Raw genomic sequence first — 23,155 nt, 5'->3', positions numbered from 1 at the left:
TTTTGTTAACTAATACCTTTTATATTAATTAATACATCCTCTGCTAGGGTGTTGTTTTTCCATGTTTTTATTAGATCGAAATATCCATGTATTTATAGATATAGATTATTGTTGAGGTGTGTTTTAAATATTATGTATAGGATGAAAAATATCATCCTGACTTTCTTATTGGTATTTTTGATAATTAAGTTCCCGGTAACACAATCTATCTGCCAGTGATGTAATAGGCTGTAACAATAGTTTGCAACAATCTTTTAATAACCATTGCAGCGGCAGGGCGGGAGTGATAAAACCAATGCATCCGATTTTATTGTATCCATTGATAGGGTGAGGTTGAGGTTAATGAGTCAGGTATATAATTTCAGCGCTGGTCCAGCCATGTTGCCAGCAGAAGTATTACGACGTGCAGAGCAGGAACTTTGCAACTGGCACGGTCTGGGGACATCTGTGATGGAAATCAGCCACCGTAGCAAAGAATTCGTGGCTGTTGCGGCAGAAGCAGAAAAAGATCTCCGAGATTTATTATCAATACCTGAGAATTACAAAGTGCTGTTTTGTCATGGTGGGGCTCGTGCACAATTCTCGGCATTGCCACAGAACTTATTGGGTGATAAATCAACAGCAGATTATATTGTTAGTGGTTACTGGTCTGAATGTGCAGCGAAAGAAGCAAAAAAATATTGCACACCAAACGTCATTGATATCAGAGTAGAAACAGATGGTATCACCAGTGTGAAACCGATGAGTGAATGGGGTTTGAGCAGTGATGCTGCTTATGTTCATTATTGTCCTAATGAAACTATTGAAGGTCTTGCTATTTTTGAAGAGCCTGATTTTGGTGATGATAAGATTGTGATTGCCGATTACTCTTCAACTATTCTCTCTGCACCTATTGATGTTAGCCGCTATGGTGTGATTTATGCCGGAGCACAAAAAAATATTGGTCCAGCAGGGATTACCGTCGTTATTATTCGTGATGATCTTCTGGGTAAAGCACACCAGCATACGCCGTCGATTCTGGATTATACTGTGCAGGTTCAATACGACTCTATGTACAACACGCCACCGACATTTGCATGGTATCTATCTGGCATGGTATTCAAGTGGTTGAAAGAGCAGGGAGGGTTACAAGAAATCAGCAAACGCAATCTTGCAAAAGCTGAACATCTCTATCGTGCCATTGATAACAGCAAGTTATATATTAACCGTGTTGTCCCTCAAAATCGTTCTATCATGAATGTGCCATTCCAGCTGGCTAATCCAATGTTAGATGGTCAGTTCTTGAAAGAAGCTTATGCGCACGGATTACATGCGTTGAAAGGGCATAAAGTGGCAGGAGGTGCCCGTGCTTCCATTTATAACGCCATGCCTTATGAGGGAGTCAAAACATTGGTTGAATTTATGGCGGATTTTGAACACCACAACGCTTAATTTTTTATCGTCGGGAGGGATGGCATCTCCCGATCTAAAACCTCTCGATTTACCCTAAAAATATATCCCAATAGATTTCAAATGGTAGTTTGAAAAATAACGGTTTGAAAGATAAAGGATATAACCTATTAAAAACCGGAGATTCCTCTCTTTATGCAATCCCTGACGTTACAACCTATTTCTCGTATTAATGGAACGATTAATTTGCCCGGCTCTAAAAGCGTTTCTAACCGCGCTTTATTACTTGCGGCTTTTGCTAAAGGGATAACCCGGCTAACCAATTTATTGGACAGTGATGATATTCGTTACATGCTTAATGCGCTGACTGCATTGGGCATTTCTTATCGTTTATCCGCCGACCGTACCATTTGTGAAGTAGATGGTATTGGTGGGGGCCCCATTACCGGAAAAAGCGGAATTGAACTGTTCTTGGGTAATGCAGGTACAGCAATGCGCCCATTGGCAGCGGCGCTATGCTTGGGAAATAGCGGTATTAGCCTGGTGTTGACTGGTGAACCCCGTATGAAGGAGCGTCCGATTGGTCATTTGGTCGATGCACTGCGTCAAGGGGGAGCCGAAATTGATTATCTTGAACAGGAGAATTATCCCCCTTTACATATAAAGGGAGGATTTTCAGGCGGAAAAGTTACTGTTGATGGCAGTGTTTCCAGCCAATTCCTGACGGCTTTATTGATGGCAGCGCCATTGGCAGAAAACGACACGGAAATTCATATACAAGGTGATTTGGTCTCTAAACCTTATATTGATATTACATTGGCACTGATGAAAAGTTTTGGTGTAACGATAAAAAATGAACAATATCAGATTTTCCATATTAAAGGGCAGCAGCAATATTTGTCTCCGGGACAATATCTGGTGGAAGGTGATGCTTCATCGGCATCTTATTTTCTGGCTGCGGCAGCAATTAAAGGTGGAACAGTTCGTGTCACAGGCATTGGCAGAAATAGCCTGCAAGGGGATACCAAATTTTCCAATGTGCTGGAACAAATGGGGGCGACTATTCGCTGGGGGGATGATTTTGTCGAGTGTGAACGTGGTACATTGACAGGCGTTGATATGGATATGAACGCGATTCCTGATGCTGCAATGACTATTGCGACAACTGCGCTGTTTGCGCAGGGAGAAACAGTTATCCGCAATATTTACAATTGGCGGGTAAAAGAAACAGATCGGCTCAATGCAATGGCAACTGAATTACGAAAAATAGGCGCCGAAGTGGAAGAGGGGCGTGACTATATTCGAGTTTGTCCACCAGAAAAGCTCAATTATGCTGAAATTGAAACTTATAATGATCACCGAATCGCAATGTGTTTCTCGCTGGTGGCTTTGTCTGATACACCAGTCACCATCCTTGACCCGGGTTGTACAGCAAAAACATTCCCAGATTATTTCAATCAGCTTGAAAAGCTTAGTCAATATACAAAATAGATATAACTAAATGGCTTTTCAAGAGAAATTCGTGGTGAAAAAATGACTCGCTATGAAATTTGGGGATAATTGTGCTAAGCCTGTTTCTCTCATCTGCTGAGCGCGTATAATAAGACGGGTTTTTTATTGCTTGCTAATTAAGCAATTTTCTGCATTCGGTAAATGACCTGTCTGTTATACGAATGTCACGCGAAGAGGAGGATAATGATGGCGGCGATAGCTCCAGTAATAACCGTTGATGGGCCAAGTGGTGCTGGCAAAGGAACATTATGTCAGGCGTTGGCTGAAGCGTTAGATTGGCAATTACTTGATTCAGGTGCCATTTATCGAGTATTGGCACTGGCTGCCATTCACCATCAGGTGGATATCCAGTCTGAAGACGCTCTGGTTCCTCTGGCTGCAAACCTGGATGTTCGTTTTGTGCCTGCAAATGGTAAACTTCGGGTTATTCTGGAAGGCGAAGATGTCAGCAATGAAATTCGTACCGAAACCGTTGGAAACACGGCTTCACAGACAGCGACATTCCCGCGCGTCCGTGAAGCACTCTTACGTCGGCAGAGAGCTTTCCGCGTTGCTCCAGGGCTGATAGCGGACGGTCGTGATATGGGAACTGTTGTATTTCCTGACGCGCCAGTAAAAATATTTCTCGATGCAAGTGCGGAAGAACGTGCCCGCAGACGCATGTTACAGTTGCAGGAGAATGGTTTTAGTGTTAACTTTGACCGCCTTTTGTCCGAAATACAGGAGCGGGACTTCCGAGACCGCAATCGGGCAGTTGCGCCTTTAGTGCCTGCACAAGATGCTTTGATCTTGGATTCGACCAGCATGTCTATCGAAGAAGTGATTAATAAAGCACTGGCTTATGCGAAAAACGCGCTGGAAATACCTGCATAATCGTTAATTTTCGTAAATATGCTATTGCAGTAGCGTATCAAGAAGATGTATATAGAATTCTGGTGTATTGGTAGTGAAATATGCTGGTACACTAAAACACCTTATAACAAGGAAAAGTTGTGAGGTATGTAAAACAACCCCATTCGGCCGGATGCTAAATGGACGTTAATTAAAAACCTTGAAGATCATTAACATGACAGAATCTTTTGCTCAACTCTTTGAAGAATCCCTACAGGTTATCGAAACTCGTCCAGGTGCCATCGTTCGTGGTGTCGTAGTTGCTATCGATAAAGACGTTGTATTGGTTGACGCAGGTCTGAAATCAGAATCTGCAATTCCTGTAGAACAATTCAAAAATGCTCAGGGCGAGCTGGAAATCCAAGTTGGCGATGAAATCGACGTAGCTCTGGATGCGGTAGAAGATGGTTTCGGTGAAACTATCCTGTCCCGTGAGAAAGCGAAACGTCACGAAGCATGGCTGATGCTGGAAAAAGCATACGAAGAAGCTGAAACTGTCACTGGCGTTATCAATGGCAAAGTAAAAGGCGGCTTCACTGTAGAACTGAACGGTATCCGTGCGTTCCTGCCTGGTTCATTGGTTGACGTTCGTCCAGTTCGTGATACTGCTCACCTTGAAGGCAAAGAGCTTGAGTTCAAAGTCATCAAGCTGGATCAGAAACGCAACAACGTAGTTGTTTCCCGTCGTGCTGTTATCGAATCTGAAAACAGCGCAGAGCGCGATCAGCTGCTGGAAAACCTGCAAGAAGGTATGGAAGTTAAAGGTATCGTTAAGAACCTGACTGACTACGGTGCATTCGTTGATCTGGGCGGCGTTGATGGCCTGCTGCACATTACTGATATGGCTTGGAAACGTGTTAAACATCCAAGCGAAATCGTCAATGTGGGCGATGAAATCACAGTTAAAGTACTGAAATTCGACCGTGAGCGTACCCGCGTATCTCTGGGTCTGAAACAACTGGGTGAAGATCCATGGGTAGCAATCGCTAAGCGTTATCCAGAAAGTACTAAACTGACTGGTCGCGTAACTAATCTGACTGACTACGGTTGCTTCGTTGAAATCGAAGAAGGCGTTGAAGGTCTGGTACACGTTTCAGAAATGGATTGGACCAACAAAAACATCCACCCATCCAAAGTTGTTAACGTTGGTGATGTTGTGGAAGTTATGGTTCTGGATATCGACGAAGAACGTCGTCGTATCTCCTTGGGTCTGAAGCAGTGTAAATCTAACCCTTGGCAGCAATTTGCTGAGACTCACAACAAAAACGACCGCGTTGAAGGTAAGATCAAGTCTATCACTGACTTCGGTATCTTCATCGGTCTGGACGGCGGCATCGATGGTCTGGTTCACCTGTCTGACATCTCCTGGAACGTTGCAGGTGAAGAAGCAGTTCGTGAATACAAGAAAGGCGACGAAATCGCTGCTGTAGTTCTGCAAGTAGATGCAGAACGTGAGCGTATCTCTCTGGGCGTTAAACAACTGGCAGAAGATCCATTCAACAATTACCTGTCTGTAAACAAGAAAGGTACAATTGTTACTGGTAAAGTTACCGCAGTTGACGCAAAAGGTGCTACAGTTGAATTAGCTGCCGGCGTTGAAGGTTACATGCGTGCATCAGAAGCTTCTCGTGACCGCGTTGAAGATGCAACTCAAGTTCTGAACGTTGGCGATGAAGTTGAAGCTAAATATGTTGGCGTTGATCGTAAAAACCGAGTAATCAACCTGTCTGTTCGTGCAAAAGACGAAGCTGATGAAAAAGACGCTATCGCTTCTGTGAACAAACAAGAAGACACAAATTTCGCTAACAACGCAATGGCTGAAGCTTTCAAAGCAGCTAAAGGCGAGTAATTTAAGTCATAACTCGGGTAATATTCTCTATAATGATAATATTACCCGAATACGGTAGTTTAGGGAGGTACCATGACCAAGTCTGAATTAATCGAAAGACTTACAGAGCAACAATCTCACATGTCGGCTAAAGTCGTTGAAGATGCAGTGAAAGAAATGCTTGATCATATGGCAGAAACACTAGCCGCAGGTGAACGTATTGAAGTTCGCGGATTCGGCAGCTTTTCTCTTCACTACCGGGCTCCGCGTGTGGGTCGTAACCCAAAAACGGGTGATAAAGTGGAATTGGACGGTAAATATGTTCCCCACTTTAAACCTGGTAAAGAGTTACGTGATCGCGTAAATATCTATAGCAATAGCTAAGATATCAGTTATTACTTAATTAAACTAACGGCACCTCTGGGTGCCGTTTTTTGTATACCTAAATTTTACATATCCAACTTCTTCATATCCGATTTTTGTGATGATGACTGTATTATCTTGAGAATTGATTCTTTTGTTTGAAAATTAATTTGTGACGTGATTCCATAGTATACTTTCTCTGACTGGCAGTCAGGCTTATTATGCAATAGGCTTTCTTGCGTGAATGGAATGTCAGCATAGAGGCATAACGGATGAAGCCCATAATATTTTTTCCCTTTACTTATTTATTCATTATTTGGCGAAAATTGAGGCCTATTATCAATATAAATTTGGCTGCATTAGCCATTGTATTGGGAATTCTTCCCTTATTATTCCTTGCTGATCTCCCTCAACAAAAAACCATTAATTGCCTGATTCTACTTGCATTTTCATTGCTGATTTTTCCTTATAAAATCATACGAATAATATCATTGGGTCTATGGGTTTTTATTTTTGGATGTTGGCATGGTCATCAGATATTGGCGCAGATAACCTATTTCAGCGAAACTTCCCGCACCGCAATTGTTATGATTGATAGCGTATCGTTGGAAAGTAAAACGAAGGAGAGTGATAAAAAGGCGCGTTATCGTATTAGATTGATCGAAAGTGATGGAAAACGTATTTTTCCCGCTTTATACGCATCAGTATTGTGGAACTCGCAAGAATTGCTATGTGCTGGTCAGAAGTGGCAGGTGACCATGAAACTGAGAGCTGTCCATGCTCAATTAAATCATGCTAGTTATGATAGCCAGCGATATTCACTTTCTATACGCCAACCGTTGAATGGAAAAATTATTCAGGCAAAACCGCTCAATAAAAATTGTAACCTCCGACAAGATATTATTAATAAGTTGTTGCCAGAAATTCAGCCACTAAAACAGGCTGGTGTTGCTTTAGCACTTTCGTTCGGTGAAAGAACGTGGCTGGATAAATCTACTCGTTTGTTATTACAACAGACTGGTATTGCTCATCTGATGGCGATTTCAGGACTACATATCGCAATGGCAAGCTTATTTGGCTGGAGTTTGGCGAGAATGGCACAATTTTTCTTTCCTGCAAAATGGATTGGATTTCGTTTCCCATTAATTATGGGTTGGTTAACTGCAATGCTGTATGGGTGGTTATCTGGTTGGGGAATTCCGGCTGTTCGGGCAATATTGGGACTCACCTTATGGATTTATTTACGATGTAAAAGCAGGCTTTGTTTTTCATGGCAATGGGCTTTATGGAGTGCTGCAATTATTTTACTTTTCGACCCCTTAGCAATACTTTCTGATAGCTTCTGGCTTTCATTTACTGCAGTTATGGCACTGTTATTTTGGTTTTATTGGATGCCTTTGCCAGAAAAAATACGCTACGGTTGGCAATGGATATGGCTACGTGGATTGCATATGCAGTTGGGCATGATGTTAATGCTGTTGCCGTTACAGCTTTTATTATTTCAGGGTATTAATATTGCATCATTGGTGGCTAATCTATGGGCTGTTCCGATTATCTCTTTCTTATCTGTGCCATTAGTTATGTTGGCAATAGTTTGTATTTTTCTTCCGGCTACCCAGCCATTCTTATGGCAACTTGTTGATTATAGTATTTCACTCGCTGTAACTCCTCTATCTGTTTTAACGTATTCATGGGTTGAAACAGGAAATTATCCAATCATTATTACGTTAGCCGGATGGTTTTTAGTTGTGATTTGGCGTTTAGGTTGGTGGAAATCTTATAAATGGTTGTTGGGAATTTGTATTGGTATTATTGCCTGTTATTCAAAGCGTTCCAATGATTATCAATGGCGTTTTTCAATGCTGGATGTAGGGCATGGATTGGCTGTGGTGATTGATAAGGGAGGAAAAGCGATCGTTTTTGATACAGGTAATCGCTGGGAAACGGGCAGTATGGCAGAAAAAATCATTGTACCTTATTTGCGTTGGCATCGATTATTACCAGAACAGATAATCCTTAGTCATGATCATTTGGATCATACGGGAGGAGTTATGTACATAAATGAAAAATACCCTGATATCCAAATTAGAAGTCCTTCATTGAATCATGCCCACTTACCTTGTGTTCGCGGTGAGCAATGGATGTGGCAAGGGTTGAATTTTAAAGTCCTCTGGCCACCAGAAAAGGCAGTTATTGTTGGAAATAATCAATCTTGCGTGATCCGCATTGATGATGGTAAGCGTAGTCTATTATTAACGGGGGATTTGGAGAAGCGGGGCGAATATCGCTTATCGGAGCTTGAGAAGAGTCATCTGAATGCAACAATACTGCAAGTACCTCATCATGGGAGTAACACTTCTTCTACTTCGGTATTTATACGTAGAGTTATGCCTCAATATGCTTTGACTTCAGTAGCACGCTATAGCCCGTGGAGACTGCCTTCAATGAAAGTGAAGCAACGTTATAAGAATGCTGGAGTTGAGTGGCATAGTACAGCAGTATCTGGTCAGATAACAGGCTATTTTTATCGCGATCACATTAAATTAAAAGGTTATCGACAACAAATAATGTCACGGTGGTATCATCAGTGGTTTGGTATTCGTGGCGATCATGAGTAGAATGACTCGCTATTTCTTTTGGTTTTGGTAACTCAATAATGAATGATAAAGACCTTTCTACTTGGCAGACCTTCCGTCGATTGTGGCCGAGCATCACCCCTTTTAAAGTCGGCCTGTTAGTTGCGGCGGTTGCACTAATTATTAATGCTGCCGGTGATACATTGATGATTTCTTTGTTGAAGCCTTTGCTTGATGAAGGTTTTGGCAAGGCAGACATTAGCGTATTAAAGTGGATGCCACTGGTTGTTATCGGTTTAATGTCGTTGCGTGGCATATCTGGTTTTGTATCGAGTTATTGTATCTCTTGGGTATCAGGTAAAGTCGTTATGCAGATGCGTCGTCGTCTGTTCAACCACATGATGGGGATGCCTGTTTCCTTCTTCGACCAGCAATCCACGGGAACTTTGCTTTCTCGTATTACATATGATTCAGAACAGGTTGCTTCCTCCTCTTCCAGCGCATTGGTGACGGTTGTTAGGGAAGGGGCATCAATTATTGGCCTGTTTATACTGATGTTCTATTACAGTTGGGAACTTTCCCTCATTTTGATTGTAATTGCACCGATAGTTGCGGGTGTTATTCGCCTTGTTTCCGTGCGTTTTCGTAACATCAGCAAGAATATGCAGAACAGCATGGGGATGGTGACAACCAGTGCTGAACAAATGCTGAAAGGGCATAAAGAAGTTTTAATTTTTGGTGGTCAAAAAGTTGAAACCAAACGCTTCAACAAAGTCAGCAACCATATGCGCCAACAGGGTATGAAGATGGTTTCCGCTGATTCCATTTCAGATCCGATTATTCAGCTTATTGCTTCTTTTGCACTGGCATTTATCCTGTATGCGGCCAGTTTTCCTGAAATTATGGGCGCTTTAACCGCAGGGAAAATCACCGTCGTATTTTCATCCATGATTGCCTTGATGCGTCCATTGAAATCTCTGACTAACGTGAATGCTCAATTCCAACGCGGTATGGCTGCGTGCCAGACTTTATTTGCTATTTTGGATATGGAGCAGGAAAAAGATGACGGTAAATTGGAAGTCAAAAAAGCAAAAGGCAATATTGAATTCCGTGATGTCACTTTCTGTTATCCAACCAAAGATCATCCTGCACTGAAAAATATTTCAATGACGATCCCAGCGGGAAAAACTATTGCATTGGTTGGGCGCTCAGGATCAGGTAAATCGACAATTGCTAATCTCCTCACTCGTTTTTATGACGTGAATAAGGGTGGGATAATATTGGACGATCATGACCTGCGAGAATATACGTTGGCTTCACTGCGTAACCAAATTGCGTTGGTGTCACAAAATGTGCATCTATTCAATGATACGGTTGCCAATAACATTGCTTACGCCAGCGAAGGACAATTCAGCCGTGAAGAGATAGAGCGAGCGGCAGAAATGGCTTATGCAATGGATTTTATCAAAAAGCTGGATAACGGCCTTGATACCATGGTTGGTGAAAATGGCGTTTTGCTTTCCGGGGGACAGCGTCAGCGTATTGCTATTGCCCGTGCTTTATTGCGTGATTCTCCGATTTTAATTTTAGATGAAGCAACCTCTGCATTGGATACAGAGTCTGAACGTGCAATTCAGGCCGCCCTAGATGAATTGCAGAAAAACAGAACTTCATTGGTCATTGCCCACCGTCTTTCTACTATTGAAAAGGCCGATGAAATTATCGTCATTGAAGATGGAAATATCATAGAAAGGGGTAATCATGCTGCTCTGTTGGGACACGAAGGGGCATATGCACAGTTGCATAGGATGCAGTTTGGCCAATGATTGAACGCATATGGTCAGGCCGCTCATGGCTTTACATCGTATTATTACCATTATCAGCCCTTTATGGGCTGGTGATTGGCTTACGTCGTTTAAGCTATAAACTAGGATTGAGTCATTCTTGGAAAGCACCCGTGCCTGTTGTTGTGGTCGGCAATTTGACGGCAGGGGGGAATGGTAAAACCCCTGTTGTTATTTGGCTGGTTGAACAGTTGCAGCAAAAAGGCTATCGGGTTGGTGTTGTTTCGCGTGGTTATGGTGGGAAATCGGAACATTACCCGCTACTAGTTACAGAGGAAGTCACAACAGCACAGGCAGGAGATGAACCTGTTTTAATTCGTCGCCGTACAGGTGCGCTTGTTGCAGTGGCACCAAAACGGGCTGAAGCTATTAAAGCATTATTGGCACATGCTCCGGTTGATATCGTAATTACAGATGATGGCCTTCAACATTATGCCTTACAGCGTGATTATGAAATTGTGGTGATTGATGGCGTTCGTCGTTTTGGCAATGGCTGTTGGTTGCCTGCCGGACCCATGCGAGAACTGGCAGGACGTTTGAATAGCGTTAACACGATCATTGTCAATGGTGGGACACCGGAAGCAGGTGAATTGCCAATGACTCTAAAGGGAGATTTGGTAGTTAACTTGTTGACTGGGGAAACGAGGAAAGTCACTGATATTCCCAATGGCATTGCGATGGCAGGGATTGGTCATCCACCGCGTTTTTTCGCGACATTGCAGCAATTAGGGGCTAGCTTACAGAAAACACACGCTTTTGCTGATCATCAGTCTTACGACAAATCCCAGCTATTGGCTTTGGCAAATAGCGATCAAAATTTATTGATGACAGAAAAAGATGCGGTTAAATGTTTCCAATTTGCTCAATCTAACTGGTGGTATTTGCCTGTACACGCGGACTTGCCAGAGGAAAAAGGGCAAAAAGTATTGAACGATATTCGTGCTTTGCTCCCAGAATTAAACACTCGCCAATAATATTGGGCAATTCTCGCCATATTAAACAAAATAAGGGAAATTAAACAAAGCAACAAAGTTAACGGTGATACATGGCTTGTGGTATTCTGAGCCGCATTAAATTTAAAGCCCGTTACTTGGGGGATATATGGATCACCGTTTACTCGAAATCATTGCTTGTCCGGTATGCCATGGCAAGCTCAGTTATGATAAAGAAAACTTTGAACTGATTTGCAAACTTGATCGTCTCGCTTTTCCTTTCCGTGATGGCATTCCTGTGTTGCTAGAGAATGAAGCACGTGTCTTGCCTACAGAGGAAAACAAATAACCCATGTTTACTGTTATCATTCCAGCACGTTTTGCCTCAACGCGTTTACCTGGAAAACCACTGGCCGATATTCATGGCAAGCCAATGATTGTGCGTGTGATGGAGCGGGCTGTCCGTTCTGGTGCTGAGCGGGTTATTGTGGCGACAGACAATCAAGACGTTTTTGATGCAGTGACTGCCGCAGGTGGTGAAGCTTGCATGACAAGAGAAAATCACCATTCAGGTACAGAGCGTTTGGCTGAGGTTATTGATAAATACCAATTTGCTGATGATGAAATTATTGTGAATGTTCAGGGTGATGAACCCCTTATTCCAGAACAGATCATTAAGCAAGTGGCCGATAATTTAGCTGACAGTGATGCTGGAATGGCAACTCTTGCCGTGCAGATCCAAGATGCAGAAGAGGCATTCAATCCTAATGCGGTCAAAGTCGTTATGGATTCGAAAGGTTATGCGCTCTATTTTTCTCGCGCTACGATCCCATGGGAACGTGATCTCTTTATGCAATCAAAAGAGACTATTGGAGACAATTTTCTGCGTCATATAGGAATTTATGCCTATCGGGCAGGGTTTATTCGGCGCTATGTCCAGTGGGCTCCAAGTCCATTGGAATGTATTGAAATGCTCGAACAATTAAGAGTGCTTTGGTACGGTGAAAGAATTCATGTAGCAAAAGCGCTGCAAGCACCCGGTGCAGGTGTTGATACACCAGAAGATCTGGAAGCCGCCAGAAAAGCTTTTGTAGCGTGTTGATCTTCTTATTTTATATGAATACCAATTGGGTGTGATTTAAAAGAGAATGCCGTAATGTAATACCGCATTCTCTTTTTTTCCCTCTCTTCTTCCGCTTTTTCCTTTTCAATCTGGTGTTATTTCTCATCACTTTTTTGTTGAGAATCTTCTGGTTTTTCGGTTTTCATACCCTTATTTACAGGCTTAATAGCCTGCCAGATACGCCCTAATGTTTCATACCAAGCGCGTTCTGTGTGTGATAAATAGTAGGAAGAAGGAATATATTTTTCCCACGGATACAAAGGTGTTGTTACAGCTAATTGATTGGCTGGGCCTGCAATTGGATGTAGACCTCGTTGTTCAAAAAACTTGAGTGATCTTTCCATATGATTGGCGGAAGTAACAAGAATAAGTGGTTGTTTCCCGACTACTTTTTCAACCTCAGCAGCTTCTTCTTCTGTATCTAAAGGTTTTTTTAATGCTATCGTGTCGTCTACAGGAATTCCCATAGATTGTGCTACCATAGCGGCAACTTCGGCACTGCTAATTGCATTAACGCCTTTACCACCAGTGAAAATCATTTTACCACCAGTGAAAATCATTTTAGCACCAGGGTTGAGGTGATATAACCGAATACCTTCAGTCACTCTGGGTAAGCTATTGCTGATAAGATTGGCGCTGGGAGCCCACTGAGGGTTATAAGTAAAACCACCCCCGAGAACTACAATATATTTTACGGGATTTATGGATACAGGAATTGTAGTATCTGGCTCATAGCGCTGAACATATTTCCCTTCGACAGGAAGTAAGAGTTTATCTGCGATAGGTTGTAAACTAAATAAAAGCAATATAAGCCAACTGAGTGATAAAATGGTTTTTCCTGTTTTTTGCCAACGGGTGAACCACAGTAACAATAGCGCTGCAAAAGAGACGATAATAATCAACGGCAAAGGCATTAATAGCGAGCCGATATATTTTTTTAGCAGAAATAACATTGATTGGCCTTATTCTGGTTGAATTATAATCGCACAGGGACAAATTTAAGGCTAAAAGTAGTTAATTAAATGATTACTGTGCCAAAATAACAGTAGTAAAAATAGCAGTAGATAGCATAACTACTCAATAGATAAATTAAACTTAGCTTAATAAGTGAGGCAGTTTTTCATGCTAGATCGCAATTTCGATGATATTGCAGACAAATTTTCACGTAATATTTACGGTACAACCAAGGGTAAAATCAGGCAGGCCGTTGTCTGGCAGGATATTAACGAATTGCTGAATCATTTGCCTCAACACCCTTTACGCATTTTGGATGCGGGAGGCGGTGAAGGGAATATGGCTTGCCAATTAGCTGAGTTGGGGCATCAGGTCATACTTTGTGATCTATCAGAAGAGATGGTTCAGAGAGCGAAACATAACGCCGAAGAGCGGGGTGTTCTCCATCAGATGCAATTTATCCAAAGCTCGGTACAGGAAATTCACCAGCATATTGAACAGCCCGTTGATCTGATTCTATTTCATGCTGTATTAGAGTGGATCACTGACCAAAAAGACGCAATAGAAACATTGGGAGATATAATAACGCCCGGTGGTGCACTCTCATTAATGTTTTATAATGCAAATGGGTTGGTCATGCGTAATGCCATCTTGGGTAATTTTCATTTGGCGACACCCAATATTCAGCGCCGTCGAAAACGTTCTCTATCACCTCAGAATCCATTAGTGCCCGAGCAGGTATACCAATGGTTGACTGAACTCAAGATGGAAATAACAGGTAAAACAGGCGTGAGGGTTTTTCACGATTACCTGCAAAGTCGTCAATTACAAAACGCAGATTTTCCAGCGTTGCTTGAACTTGAACAACGTTATTGCAGACAGGAGCCCTATATCAGCCTGGGGCGCTACATTCATGTGATGGCACGCAAGCCTATCTTAAAGAGCGAATTATGAGTGAATATTCCCAGACTGTTCCTGAGCTTGTGTCCTGGGCCAGAAAAAATGACTTTTCAATTTCGTTGCCGCCAGAACGGTTGGCTTTTTTACTGGCAATAGCCGTATTGAATAGTGAACGGTTCGATGGTGAAATGAGTGAAGGAGAGCTAGTGGATGCTTTCCGTGAAGTGTGTAAAGGTTTTGAGCAGACTTCTGAAGCGATATCCGTCAGAGCGAATAATGCCATTAACGATATGGTTCGTCAGAAATTACTTAACCGTTTTACCAGTGAATTGGCGGATGGTAATGCTATTTATCGCTTAACCCCGTTGGGAATCGGTATCAGTGATTATTATATTCGCCAACGTGAATTCTCCACGTTACGTCTTTCTATGCAGTTATCCATCGTTGCCAATGAATTACATCGGGCGGCTGAGGCGGCCGAAGAAGGTGGTGATGAACTTCATTGGCATCGCAATGTTTTTTCCCCTCTCAAATATTCCGTTGCTGAAATTTTTGACAGTATTGATATGTCCCAGCGCCTGATGGATGAACAGCAAAACAGCGTAAAAACCGATATCGCCGCGCTACTTAATCAGGATTGGCAGGCCGCCATCGCCAATTGTGAACAACTGCTGTCAGAGACCTCCGGCACACTGCGGGAACTTCAGGATACATTGGAGGCGGCAGGTGATAAATTGCAGGCCAATTTATTGCGCATTCAGGCTGCTAATATGGACAGCGGTGGTTCTGAGCTGGTGGATAAACTGGTCTTTGACTTACAAAGCAAGCTGGATCGTATTATCAGTTGGGGGCAACAAGCTATTGATTTGTGGATAGGCTATGACCGTCACGTTCACAAATTTATCCGAACCGCCATTGATATGGATAAAAATCGTATTTTTGCCCAGCGTCTTCGTCAATCCGTCCAACACTATTTTGATAGTCCATGGGCATTGACCGTCGCTAATGCAGAACGTTTTCTGGATATGCGGGATGAAGAACTAACTCTGCGTAATGAAGTGGTAATGGGAGAATTACCGCCAGAAATGGAATACGAAGAGTTTAGTGAAATCAATGAACAATTGGCTGAAATGGTAGAGCAGGCGCTGGCGGTTTACCAACAGGCAAAACTTCCTCTGGATTTGGGGGCTGTACTGCGCGACTACCTTGCTCAGTATCCACGTAAACGCCATTTTGATGTAGCGCGTATCTTGGTGGATCAAGCAGTAAGGTTAGGGGTTGCAGAAGCGGATTTCTCTGGATTGCCGGCGGAATGGTTAGCGATTAATGATTACGGAGCCAAGGTGCAGGCACATGTCATCGACACATATTGAACAATTTATGCCAGTGAAACTGGCTCAGGCATTATCCAATACACTTTTCCCTGAATTAGATAGCCAGCTGCGAGCTGGGCGTCATGTCAGTCTGGATGATCTTGATAATCATGCTTTTTTGATGGATTTTCAGGAAGAGTTGGAAATGTTTTATGCGCGCTATAACGTCGAGTTAATCCGTGCACCAGAAGGTTTTTTCTACCTGCGTCCCCGTTCAACAACGCTGATCCCACGATCTGTTCTGTCTGAATTGGATATGATGGTGGGTAAAATTTTATGTTACCTCTACCTTAGCCCAGAGCGCTTGTCCAATCAGGGAATATTTATCTTTCAGGAACTGTACGAAGAATTACTGTCATTGGCAGATGAAAATAAGCTGATGAAATTAGTGAACCAACGTTCAACAGGCTCAGATCTGGACAAACAGAAATTGCAGGAAAAAACACGCACTTCTTTAAACCGCTTGCGCCGTCTGGGCATGGTTTATTTCCTGCAAAACGACAGCAACAAATTTATGATTGCCGAAGCTGTATTTCGCTTCGGTGCAGATGTACGCAGCGGTGATGACCCTCGCGAGGCACAATTACGGATGATCCGTGATGGTGAAGCCATGCTGGTAGAAAGAGAAATATCGCAGGAAGATAATGAACATGAAGAAGCATCAAGGCATTCAGCAGAAGGTGCGGAGGATGAGCAGTCATGATTGAACGCGGTAAATTTCGCTCACTGACGTTAGTTAATTGGAACGGTTTTTTTGCCAGAACGTTTGATCTTGACGAACTTGTGACGACCTTATCCGGTGGTAACGGTGCAGGTAAATCAACCACAATGGCGGCGTTTGTGACCGCATTGATCCCTGATTTAACCTTGCTTCATTTTCGGAATACGACAGAAGCGGGCGCAACCAGTGGTTCGCGCGATAAAGGGCTGCACGGTAAACTGCGGGCAGGTGTCTGCTATTCCACTCTGGATGTTGTTAACTCCCGCCATCAGCGGATTATCACTGGTGTTCGCTTACAACAAGTGGCTGGACGTGATCGAAAAGTTGATATCAAACCATTTATGATTCAGGGAGTTCCTGCATCGATTCAGCCAACACAGCTACTGACTGAAAATATCAATGAACGTCAGGCGCGGGTTCTGCCATTGAATGAATTAAAGGAACGTCTTGACGAGATGGAAGGCGTTCAATTCAAACAATTTAACTCGATTACGGATTATCACTCCCTGTTGTTTGATTTGGGAGTGCTCCCAAAACGTTTACGTTCAGCAAGTGACCGCAGCAAATTTTATCGCCTGATAGAAGCATCGTTGTATGGCGGAATTTCCAGTGCGATTACCCGTTCACTGCGTGATTACTTATTGCCGGAAAACAGCGGTGTCAGAAAAGCGTTTCAGGATATGGAAGCCGCCTTGCGTGAAAACCGTATTACGCTGGAAGCCATCCGTGTCACTCAATCTGACCGTGATCTTTTCAAACACCTTATTACAGAAGCCACGGCCTATGTTTCTGCTGACTATATGCGTCATGCCAACGAACGTCGCGTTCATCTGGATGAGGCGTTGGCTTTGCGTAGTGAATTATTTGGCAGCCGTCGTCAATTGGTTACTGAACAATATCGTCATGTTGAAATGTCGAGGGAACTGGCAGAACAGAGCGGCGCATCTTCTGATTTAGAAATGGATTACCAAGCAGCCAGTGATCACCTGAATCTGGTTCAAACGGCGATGCGCCAGCAGGAAAAAATTGATCGTTATCAATCTGATATTGAAGAGCTGACTTACCGTCTGGAAGAACAGAGCGAAGTTGTAGAAGAAACGAAAGATCTTCAGGTGGAATATGAAGCCATATCTGAAGCAGCAGAGCAAGAAGTTGATGAGCTGAAAAGCCAGCTCGCCGATTACCAACAAGCTTTAGACGTTCAGCAAACTCGAGCCATTCAGTATCAGCAAGCACTGCAAGCGTTAGAGCGTACCCGTGAACTTTGTCAGCTTCCAGATCTATCGATAGAAAATGCTGACGAGTGGCAGGAAACCTATCAGGCCAAAGCACAGCAGGCGACTGAAACTTTGCTGGCGCTGGAACAGAAATTGAATGTTGCCGATGCTGCTCATAGTCAGTTTGAGCAGGCTTACCAACTGGTAAAAAATATCGTTGGTGAAGTGAGCCGCAGCGAAGCATGGCAAACAGCCCGTGAAGCATTGCGTGAATGGTCATCTCAGCGCCATTTGGCTGAACGAGTTCAACCTTTACGTATCCAGTTGGCTGAATTGGAGCAACGTCTGAACAGCCAGCAAAATGCAGAACGTTTGCTGGAAGAGTTCTGTAAGCGCCACAACCAGCAATATCAGGCGGAAGACTTGGAGGTTTTGCAGGGTGAATTGGAAGCTCAGCTGGAAGAATTGAGCTTGAGTGCCAATGAAAGCGGCGAGCGTCGCATTCAAATACGTCAGGAGTTCGAACAGCTCAAGCAAAAAATTCAGGGGCTGACAGCACGAGCGCCAGTATGGTTGGCAGCACAGGAAGCTTTGAACCAGCTTTGTGAGCAGTGCAATGAAACATTCGAAAATAGTCACGATGTTACTGAATACATGCAGCAATTGCTTGAGCAAGAGCGTGAAATTACTGTCGAGCGTGATGATATTGCTGCACAGAAACGTGAACTGGAAAAACAGATTGAGCGTCTGAGTCAGCCAAGCGGGGCCGAAGATAGCCGTTTGCTTGCATTGGCGGAGCGTTTTGGTGGTGTTTTATTGTCTGAAATTTATGATGACATTACCATTGATGATGCGCCTTATTTCTCAGCACTATATGGCCCTGCGCGTCACGCAATCGTCGTACCTGATCTCTCACTGGTTCGCCCACATCTGGAAGCATTGGAAGATTGTCCGGAAGATCTCTATTTGATCGAGGGGGACCCACAATCTTTCGATGACAGCATATTCCATTTTGAAGAGCAGGAAAACGCGGTTCTGGTGAAATCATCAGACCGTCAATGGCGTTATTCCCGTTATCCTGAGGTTCCGTTATTTGGGCGGGCAGCAAGAGAAAACCGTCTGGAAGCACTCAGTCTTGAGCGTGATACGCTGGCAGAGCGCTATGCGACACTTTCGTTTGATGTTCAGAAAATTCAACGTGCACATCAGGCTTTCAGCCGTTTTGTGGGTAAACACCTTTCTGTTGCATTTGATGATGATCCAGAAGCCGAAATTCGCCGCCTGAGTCAGCGCCGCACCGAGTTGGAACGTGAGCTATCTCAATTTGAAGCTCAGGCTCAGCAGCATCAGCAGAAACTTGTTCAGGCGAAAGAGAGCCTGTCAGTATTGAATCGTCTGATTCCACAAATTACGATTTTGTTGGATGAAACCCTGCTTGATCGAGTGGAAACCGTCCGTGAAGAAATGAATGAGGCTCAGGATGCCGCGCGTTTCCTGCAACAACACGGTAATGCACTGATCAAACTTGAGCCACTGGTTTCTGTTTTGCAAAGTGATCCACAGCAGCATGAACAGTTGCAGAAAGATTATGAGACCGCGAAACACTGCCAGAATAAGGCCAAGCAACAAGCTTTTTCCTTGACGGAAGTTGTGCAACGCCGTGCGCATTTCAGTTACAGTGATTCTGCCGGTATGCTCAATGAAAATGCTGATCTGAACGATAAACTGCGTCAGCGCCTTGAACATGCAGAATCCGATCGTAGCCGTGCGCGTGAACAATTGCGTCAGCAACAAGCACAATATGCACAGTTCAACCAAGTATTGGCATCACTGAAAAGTTCTTATGACACTAAGCAAGATATGTTGAAAGAGCTTGAGCAGGAGATGAAAGATATTGGTGTTCAGGCGGATACTAACGCAGAAAGCCGTGCCCGTGAACGTCGTGATCAACTCCACGTGGCTGTGAATACTAACCGTTCCCGCATCAACCAACTTGAGAAACAGATCGCATTCTGTGAGGCGGAAATGGAAAACCTCCAGAAAAAACTGCGTAAATCTGAACGCGATTATTACCAGAAGCGTGAGCAGGTGGTTTCTTCTAAAGCGGGTTGGTGTGCAGTTATGCGCATGGTGAAAGACAATGGTGTTGAGCGCCGCTTGCATCGCCGCGAACTGGCCTATATGGAAGGTGATGATCTGCGTTCAATGTCGGATAAAGCGCTGGGGGCATTGCGTCTGGCAGTATCCGATAATGAGCACCTGCGTGATGCGTTGCGTTTGTCTGAAGATCCGAAACGTCCTGAGCGTAAAATCCAATTTTTCGTTGCTGTTTACCAACATCTGCGTGAACGTATCCGTCAGGATATTATCCGTACGGATGATCCTGTTGATGCTATTGAACAGATGGAAATTGAGCTGGCACGTTTAACTGAAGAATTAACCGCTCGTGAGCAGAAACTGGCGATTAGTTCCAAAAGCGTGGCGAATATCATTCGCAAGACCATTCAACGTGAACAGAACCGTATTCGTATGTTGAACCAAGGCTTGCAGGCGGTTTCCTTTGGGCAGGTTGGCGGTGTCCGTCTGAATGTAAATGTACGCGAAAGTCATGCTCTCTTGCTGGATGTGCTTTCCGAGCAACAGGAACAGCATCAGGATCTGTTCAACAGCCAACGCTTGACCTTCTCAGAGGCGATGGCGAAGCTTTATCAGCGCTTGAACCCGCAAATTGATATGGGACAGCGTTTACCTCAGACCATTGGTGAGGAATTACTGGATTATCGCAATTACCTTGAGTTGGATGTTGAAGTCAATCGAGGTTCAGATGGCTGGCTAAAAGCGGAAAGTGGCGCTTTATCTACAGGGGAAGCGATTGGTACGGGGATGTCCATCTTGGTTATGGTCGTACAAAGCTGGGAAGAGGAATCATGTCGTCTGCGTGGTAAAGATATTTCACCATGCCGACTGCTGTTCCTTGATGAAGCAGCCCGATTGGATGCGAAGTCAATTGCAACGCTGTTTGAGTTATGTGAACGTCTACAAATGCAGTTAATTATCGCTGCGCCGGAAAATATCAGTCCAGAAAAAGGGACAACCTATAAACTGGTCCGTAAGATTTTCAATAATCAAGAACATGTACATGTTGTTGGGTTGCGTGGCTTTGGGCAAGATACTCCGGTTACTGAACAGCCACAAACGCCGTCACAAGCGATATTGCAAGAATAACTCCAGCGTTGGATAATGTCTCTATTATTACAGGAGGCCATATTATTATATGGCCTCCTCAGTTGAGATCAATTCTTCTGGGTAGTTATTTAATACGTCCTCATCTATCCTGATTTAATGTATCAAATATAGGCATAAAAATAAGGAGTGAGTTAATGATAAATACTAAAGACATTATCTTTTTCCCTGAGTCAGATCCTAATGAAAATCCCTGGGTGCATGGTAAACCGGCTGAAGAGGTGATCGATGTTGTGGAATACAATCCTGAATGGATAATCACATGGCAACAACTTTCTTTATCTATCAAACAAGCGCTTGGGAACATTGCTCTGAATATTGAGCATGTTGGATCAACAGCGGTTCCAGGGCTTGCTGCTAAGCCGATTATTGATATTGATCTAATTGTGGAAGATCCGGCTCAAGAAGAAAAATATGTTCCTGCATTGGAACGGCTTGGTTATGATTTAACGGTTCGCGAACCGAGCTTTTATCAGCACAGATGCCTTCGTTTGGCGAAGCCTCGCACCAATCTTCATGTCTTTGGCCCTGATTGCCCTGAATATATTCGGCATATTTGGTTTCGTGATTGGCTTAGAGAACACCCTGAAGATTGTGAACGATATATGGCTGCGAAGATAACTGCTAAAAATAATGTCAATCAAGTAATGGATTACAATAAGAAAAAAGAGAGAATTGTACATGAGATTTATCAACGCATATTTCAAAGTAAGGGATTATTGTAATAATATTTGACTGTTTTTTTTGATTATTATTTTTTATTGTTACTTTTGATTATTGTGTTGATCTGTTTATATCCTGTTTGTTGCCTTATTGTAAAAACAAACAGGAATGTTATTTTTAAGACTCTGCTGGTCCGATTAAACTTCTGGTTAATTACCATCAAAAAAATCTAATTGATTTTTATATAATTAGACTTCATTGTTATAGTAAATATATTTTTAAAATTGCCAAGTTAAATTATTAAAGTGCATAAATATCATGTTGAGTTATTCCTTTTTTATTTTTACCTTTTTAATAAAAGCCGATTGTTTATTATTAATAGGTGATAAATAACAATTGGAAGTGTAAAACTATTTTATATTTATAGAGAAAGTTAACTATGACAAATAAAATGAAAGATGTTAATGATCTGCTGGATGATTTAATTTCCAAACCTGAAGTACAAACTCGTTGGGAAAATGAACCTGAACAAGTGATGCAAGAATACCAGCTTACCCAGGCACAATATCGCGCACTTTCTGACGGAAATATAGACGCTTTAATCAATGAAGGACTGGCGGATAGGCATGTCCAGCAGATGAGAGTTAGTTGGTAATGATTGACTCTAGTTCCCATTTCTTGAAAACCATTGGCTTGCGGGTATCTCGTTTGGCTGTTGGAGGAAGCCATTTTGGTGTAAGTGTCCATAGAAAGGATGTCAGGCGCATTGTTTCTACGGCATTGGATATGGGGGTTAATTTCTTCGATACCGCAGATATTTATGGAAAAGGTGAGAGTGAAAGTACATTAGGTAATGCGTTATATGGGCGCCGACATGATGTTGTGATTGCGACAAAGTTTGGTCATGATGGTGCCGCCAAAGGTGCGAGCCGAGAAGCAATGACCCAGTGTTTGCACAAAAGCCTTAAACGTTTGAAAACGGATTATATCGATTTATATCAGTTACATGCACCTGATCCATTAACTCCTGCCGAAGAAACTATCTCTACTCTGCAATCATGGGTAAAAGCAGGAAAAATCCGTTGTTATGGTATCTGCAACGTTAAATCATCAGAAATAGAACATTACTGTCGTATCGCTCAGGCGATGGCAGGAGAGCCACCCGCCAGCATACAAAATCCCATAAATATATTGAATTACCAGAGCTATAAAGAAATACAACCTTCTCTCAAGGCATTTGAGCTCGGCGCACTGGCGGCTATTCCTCTGGCTCGTGGGCTTTTGGGAGGGCGTTACCGTTCAGTGTTAGATGTTCCTCAAACGCATCCTTTGTCGGGCTATAAGGGGCTTGGTTATCGCAATATACGTACAAAAAATGCAATCAACCGATTGACGCATGCTGCAAAACAGTTAAATCGTTCTCCGTCTCTCTTGGCGCTGGAAGTGATATTGGCAAGTGAGGGGATGGTTTCTGTTCTGGTTGGCATCAGTAATCCTAACCAATTACTTTCCCTGATTGATCTTAATCCATCATTGCTCCAGCAAAAAACGATTGATTATGTTTTTGGGCGACGTTTGGCGCTGGATTGAATATGTACCAAAAAATTAATCCATCATTTATTGGAG

18 protein-coding genes are annotated in these 23,155 nt (G+C 43.1%); 17 read left to right on the top strand and 1 reads right to left on the bottom strand.

Features of this window, described 5'->3' with window-relative positions:
- The first annotated feature begins 342 nt into the window (after positions 1-342).
- From serC to kdsB, 10 genes are all read left to right on the top strand, one after another.
- Positions 343-1,431 carry a 3-phosphoserine/phosphohydroxythreonine transaminase gene (gene serC / locus PSI23_RS03715; RefSeq protein WP_273553815.1) on the top strand — a complete coding sequence of 363 codons (1,089 nt, stop codon included), beginning with the start codon at positions 343-345 and terminating at the stop codon, positions 1,429-1,431.
- A 153-nt stretch (positions 1,432-1,584) separates the two neighbouring features.
- Complete coding sequence (gene aroA / locus PSI23_RS03710) at positions 1,585-2,880, top strand: 3-phosphoshikimate 1-carboxyvinyltransferase (RefSeq protein ID WP_273553814.1); 1,296 nt, start codon at positions 1,585-1,587, stop codon at positions 2,878-2,880.
- A 207-nt stretch (positions 2,881-3,087) separates the two neighbouring features.
- Positions 3,088-3,774 carry a (d)CMP kinase gene (cmk, locus tag PSI23_RS03705; RefSeq protein WP_273553831.1) on the top strand — a complete coding sequence of 229 codons (687 nt, stop codon included), beginning with the start codon at positions 3,088-3,090 and terminating at the stop codon, positions 3,772-3,774.
- Positions 3,775-3,967: 193 nt separating this feature from the next.
- Positions 3,968-5,641 carry a 30S ribosomal protein S1 gene (gene rpsA, locus PSI23_RS03700; RefSeq protein WP_273553813.1) on the top strand — a complete coding sequence of 558 codons (1,674 nt, stop codon included), beginning with the start codon at positions 3,968-3,970 and terminating at the stop codon, positions 5,639-5,641.
- 72 nt (positions 5,642-5,713) lie between these two features.
- On the top strand, positions 5,714-6,004 hold the full coding sequence (ihfB, locus tag PSI23_RS03695) for an integration host factor subunit beta (protein WP_273553812.1): 291 nt from the start codon (positions 5,714-5,716) through the stop codon (positions 6,002-6,004).
- A 305-nt stretch (positions 6,005-6,309) separates the two neighbouring features.
- Entirely contained in the window at positions 6,310-8,601 is a 2,292-nt protein-coding gene (locus tag PSI23_RS03690; protein ID WP_273553811.1) for a ComEC family protein, read from the top strand.
- A 35-nt stretch (positions 8,602-8,636) separates the two neighbouring features.
- Positions 8,637-10,385, top strand: coding sequence for a lipid A ABC transporter ATP-binding protein/permease MsbA (gene msbA / locus PSI23_RS03685; protein WP_273553830.1), 1,749 nt, complete (start codon positions 8,637-8,639; stop codon positions 10,383-10,385).
- Positions 10,382-11,377, top strand: a complete 996-nt coding sequence (gene lpxK / locus PSI23_RS03680) for a tetraacyldisaccharide 4'-kinase (protein ID WP_273553810.1) — start codon at positions 10,382-10,384, stop codon at positions 11,375-11,377. The genes msbA and lpxK overlap by 4 nt, the downstream gene beginning before the upstream one ends.
- Positions 11,378-11,504: 127 nt before the next feature.
- The gene (locus PSI23_RS03675) at positions 11,505-11,684 is read left to right on the top strand and encodes a Trm112 family protein (protein ID WP_086110168.1); all 180 of its coding nucleotides are present in this window, start codon (positions 11,505-11,507) and stop codon (positions 11,682-11,684) included.
- 3 nt (positions 11,685-11,687) lie between these two features.
- Positions 11,688-12,437: a 3-deoxy-manno-octulosonate cytidylyltransferase gene (gene kdsB / locus PSI23_RS03670; RefSeq protein ID WP_273553809.1), complete on the top strand. Its 750-nt coding sequence runs from the start codon at positions 11,688-11,690 to the stop codon at positions 12,435-12,437.
- A gap of 116 nt (positions 12,438-12,553) precedes the next feature.
- Here the strand turns inward: kdsB and elyC are convergent, their stop codons facing one another.
- Entirely contained in the window at positions 12,554-13,411 is an 858-nt protein-coding gene (gene elyC / locus PSI23_RS03665; protein ID WP_273553808.1) for an envelope biogenesis factor ElyC, read from the bottom strand.
- A 169-nt stretch (positions 13,412-13,580) separates the two neighbouring features.
- On the opposite strand from elyC, the gene cmoM reads away from it, so the two are divergent.
- The 7 genes from cmoM to PSI23_RS03630 all read left to right on the top strand — a co-directional run bounded on the left by cmoM (position 13,581) and on the right by PSI23_RS03630 (position 23,119).
- Positions 13,581-14,366 (top strand): tRNA uridine 5-oxyacetic acid(34) methyltransferase CmoM, encoded by a 786-nt coding sequence (cmoM, locus tag PSI23_RS03660; protein WP_273553807.1) that lies wholly within the window; start codon positions 13,581-13,583, stop codon positions 14,364-14,366.
- Positions 14,363-15,685: a chromosome partition protein MukF gene (gene mukF, locus PSI23_RS03655; protein ID WP_273553806.1), complete on the top strand. Its 1,323-nt coding sequence runs from the start codon at positions 14,363-14,365 to the stop codon at positions 15,683-15,685. Before cmoM ends, mukF begins: the two co-directional genes overlap by 4 nt.
- Positions 15,666-16,388 carry a chromosome partition protein MukE gene (gene mukE / locus PSI23_RS03650; protein ID WP_273553805.1) on the top strand — a complete coding sequence of 241 codons (723 nt, stop codon included), beginning with the start codon at positions 15,666-15,668 and terminating at the stop codon, positions 16,386-16,388. The genes mukF and mukE overlap by 20 nt, the downstream gene beginning before the upstream one ends.
- A complete protein-coding gene (mukB, locus tag PSI23_RS03645) occupies positions 16,385-20,848 on the top strand; it encodes a chromosome partition protein MukB (protein ID WP_273553804.1) in 4,464 nt (1,487 codons plus the stop codon). Before mukE ends, mukB begins: the two co-directional genes overlap by 4 nt.
- Before the next feature lie 155 nt (positions 20,849-21,003).
- Positions 21,004-21,591, top strand: coding sequence for a GrpB family protein (locus tag PSI23_RS03640; RefSeq protein ID WP_273553803.1), 588 nt, complete (start codon positions 21,004-21,006; stop codon positions 21,589-21,591).
- A 377-nt stretch (positions 21,592-21,968) separates the two neighbouring features.
- Positions 21,969-22,184, top strand: a complete 216-nt coding sequence (locus tag PSI23_RS03635; RefSeq protein WP_273553802.1) for a hypothetical protein — start codon at positions 21,969-21,971, stop codon at positions 22,182-22,184.
- Entirely contained in the window at positions 22,184-23,119 is a 936-nt protein-coding gene (locus PSI23_RS03630) for an aldo/keto reductase (protein ID WP_273553801.1), read from the top strand. Before PSI23_RS03635 ends, PSI23_RS03630 begins: the two co-directional genes overlap by 1 nt.
- Positions 23,120-23,155: the final 36 nt, after the last annotated feature.

It is taken from the genome of Xenorhabdus yunnanensis (assembly GCF_028598805.1).
Lineage (GTDB): Bacteria > Pseudomonadota > Gammaproteobacteria > Enterobacterales > Enterobacteriaceae > Xenorhabdus > Xenorhabdus yunnanensis.
Note: the sequence above shows the minus strand (reverse complement) of the source record. Positions and strands in the feature narration are given on the sequence as shown.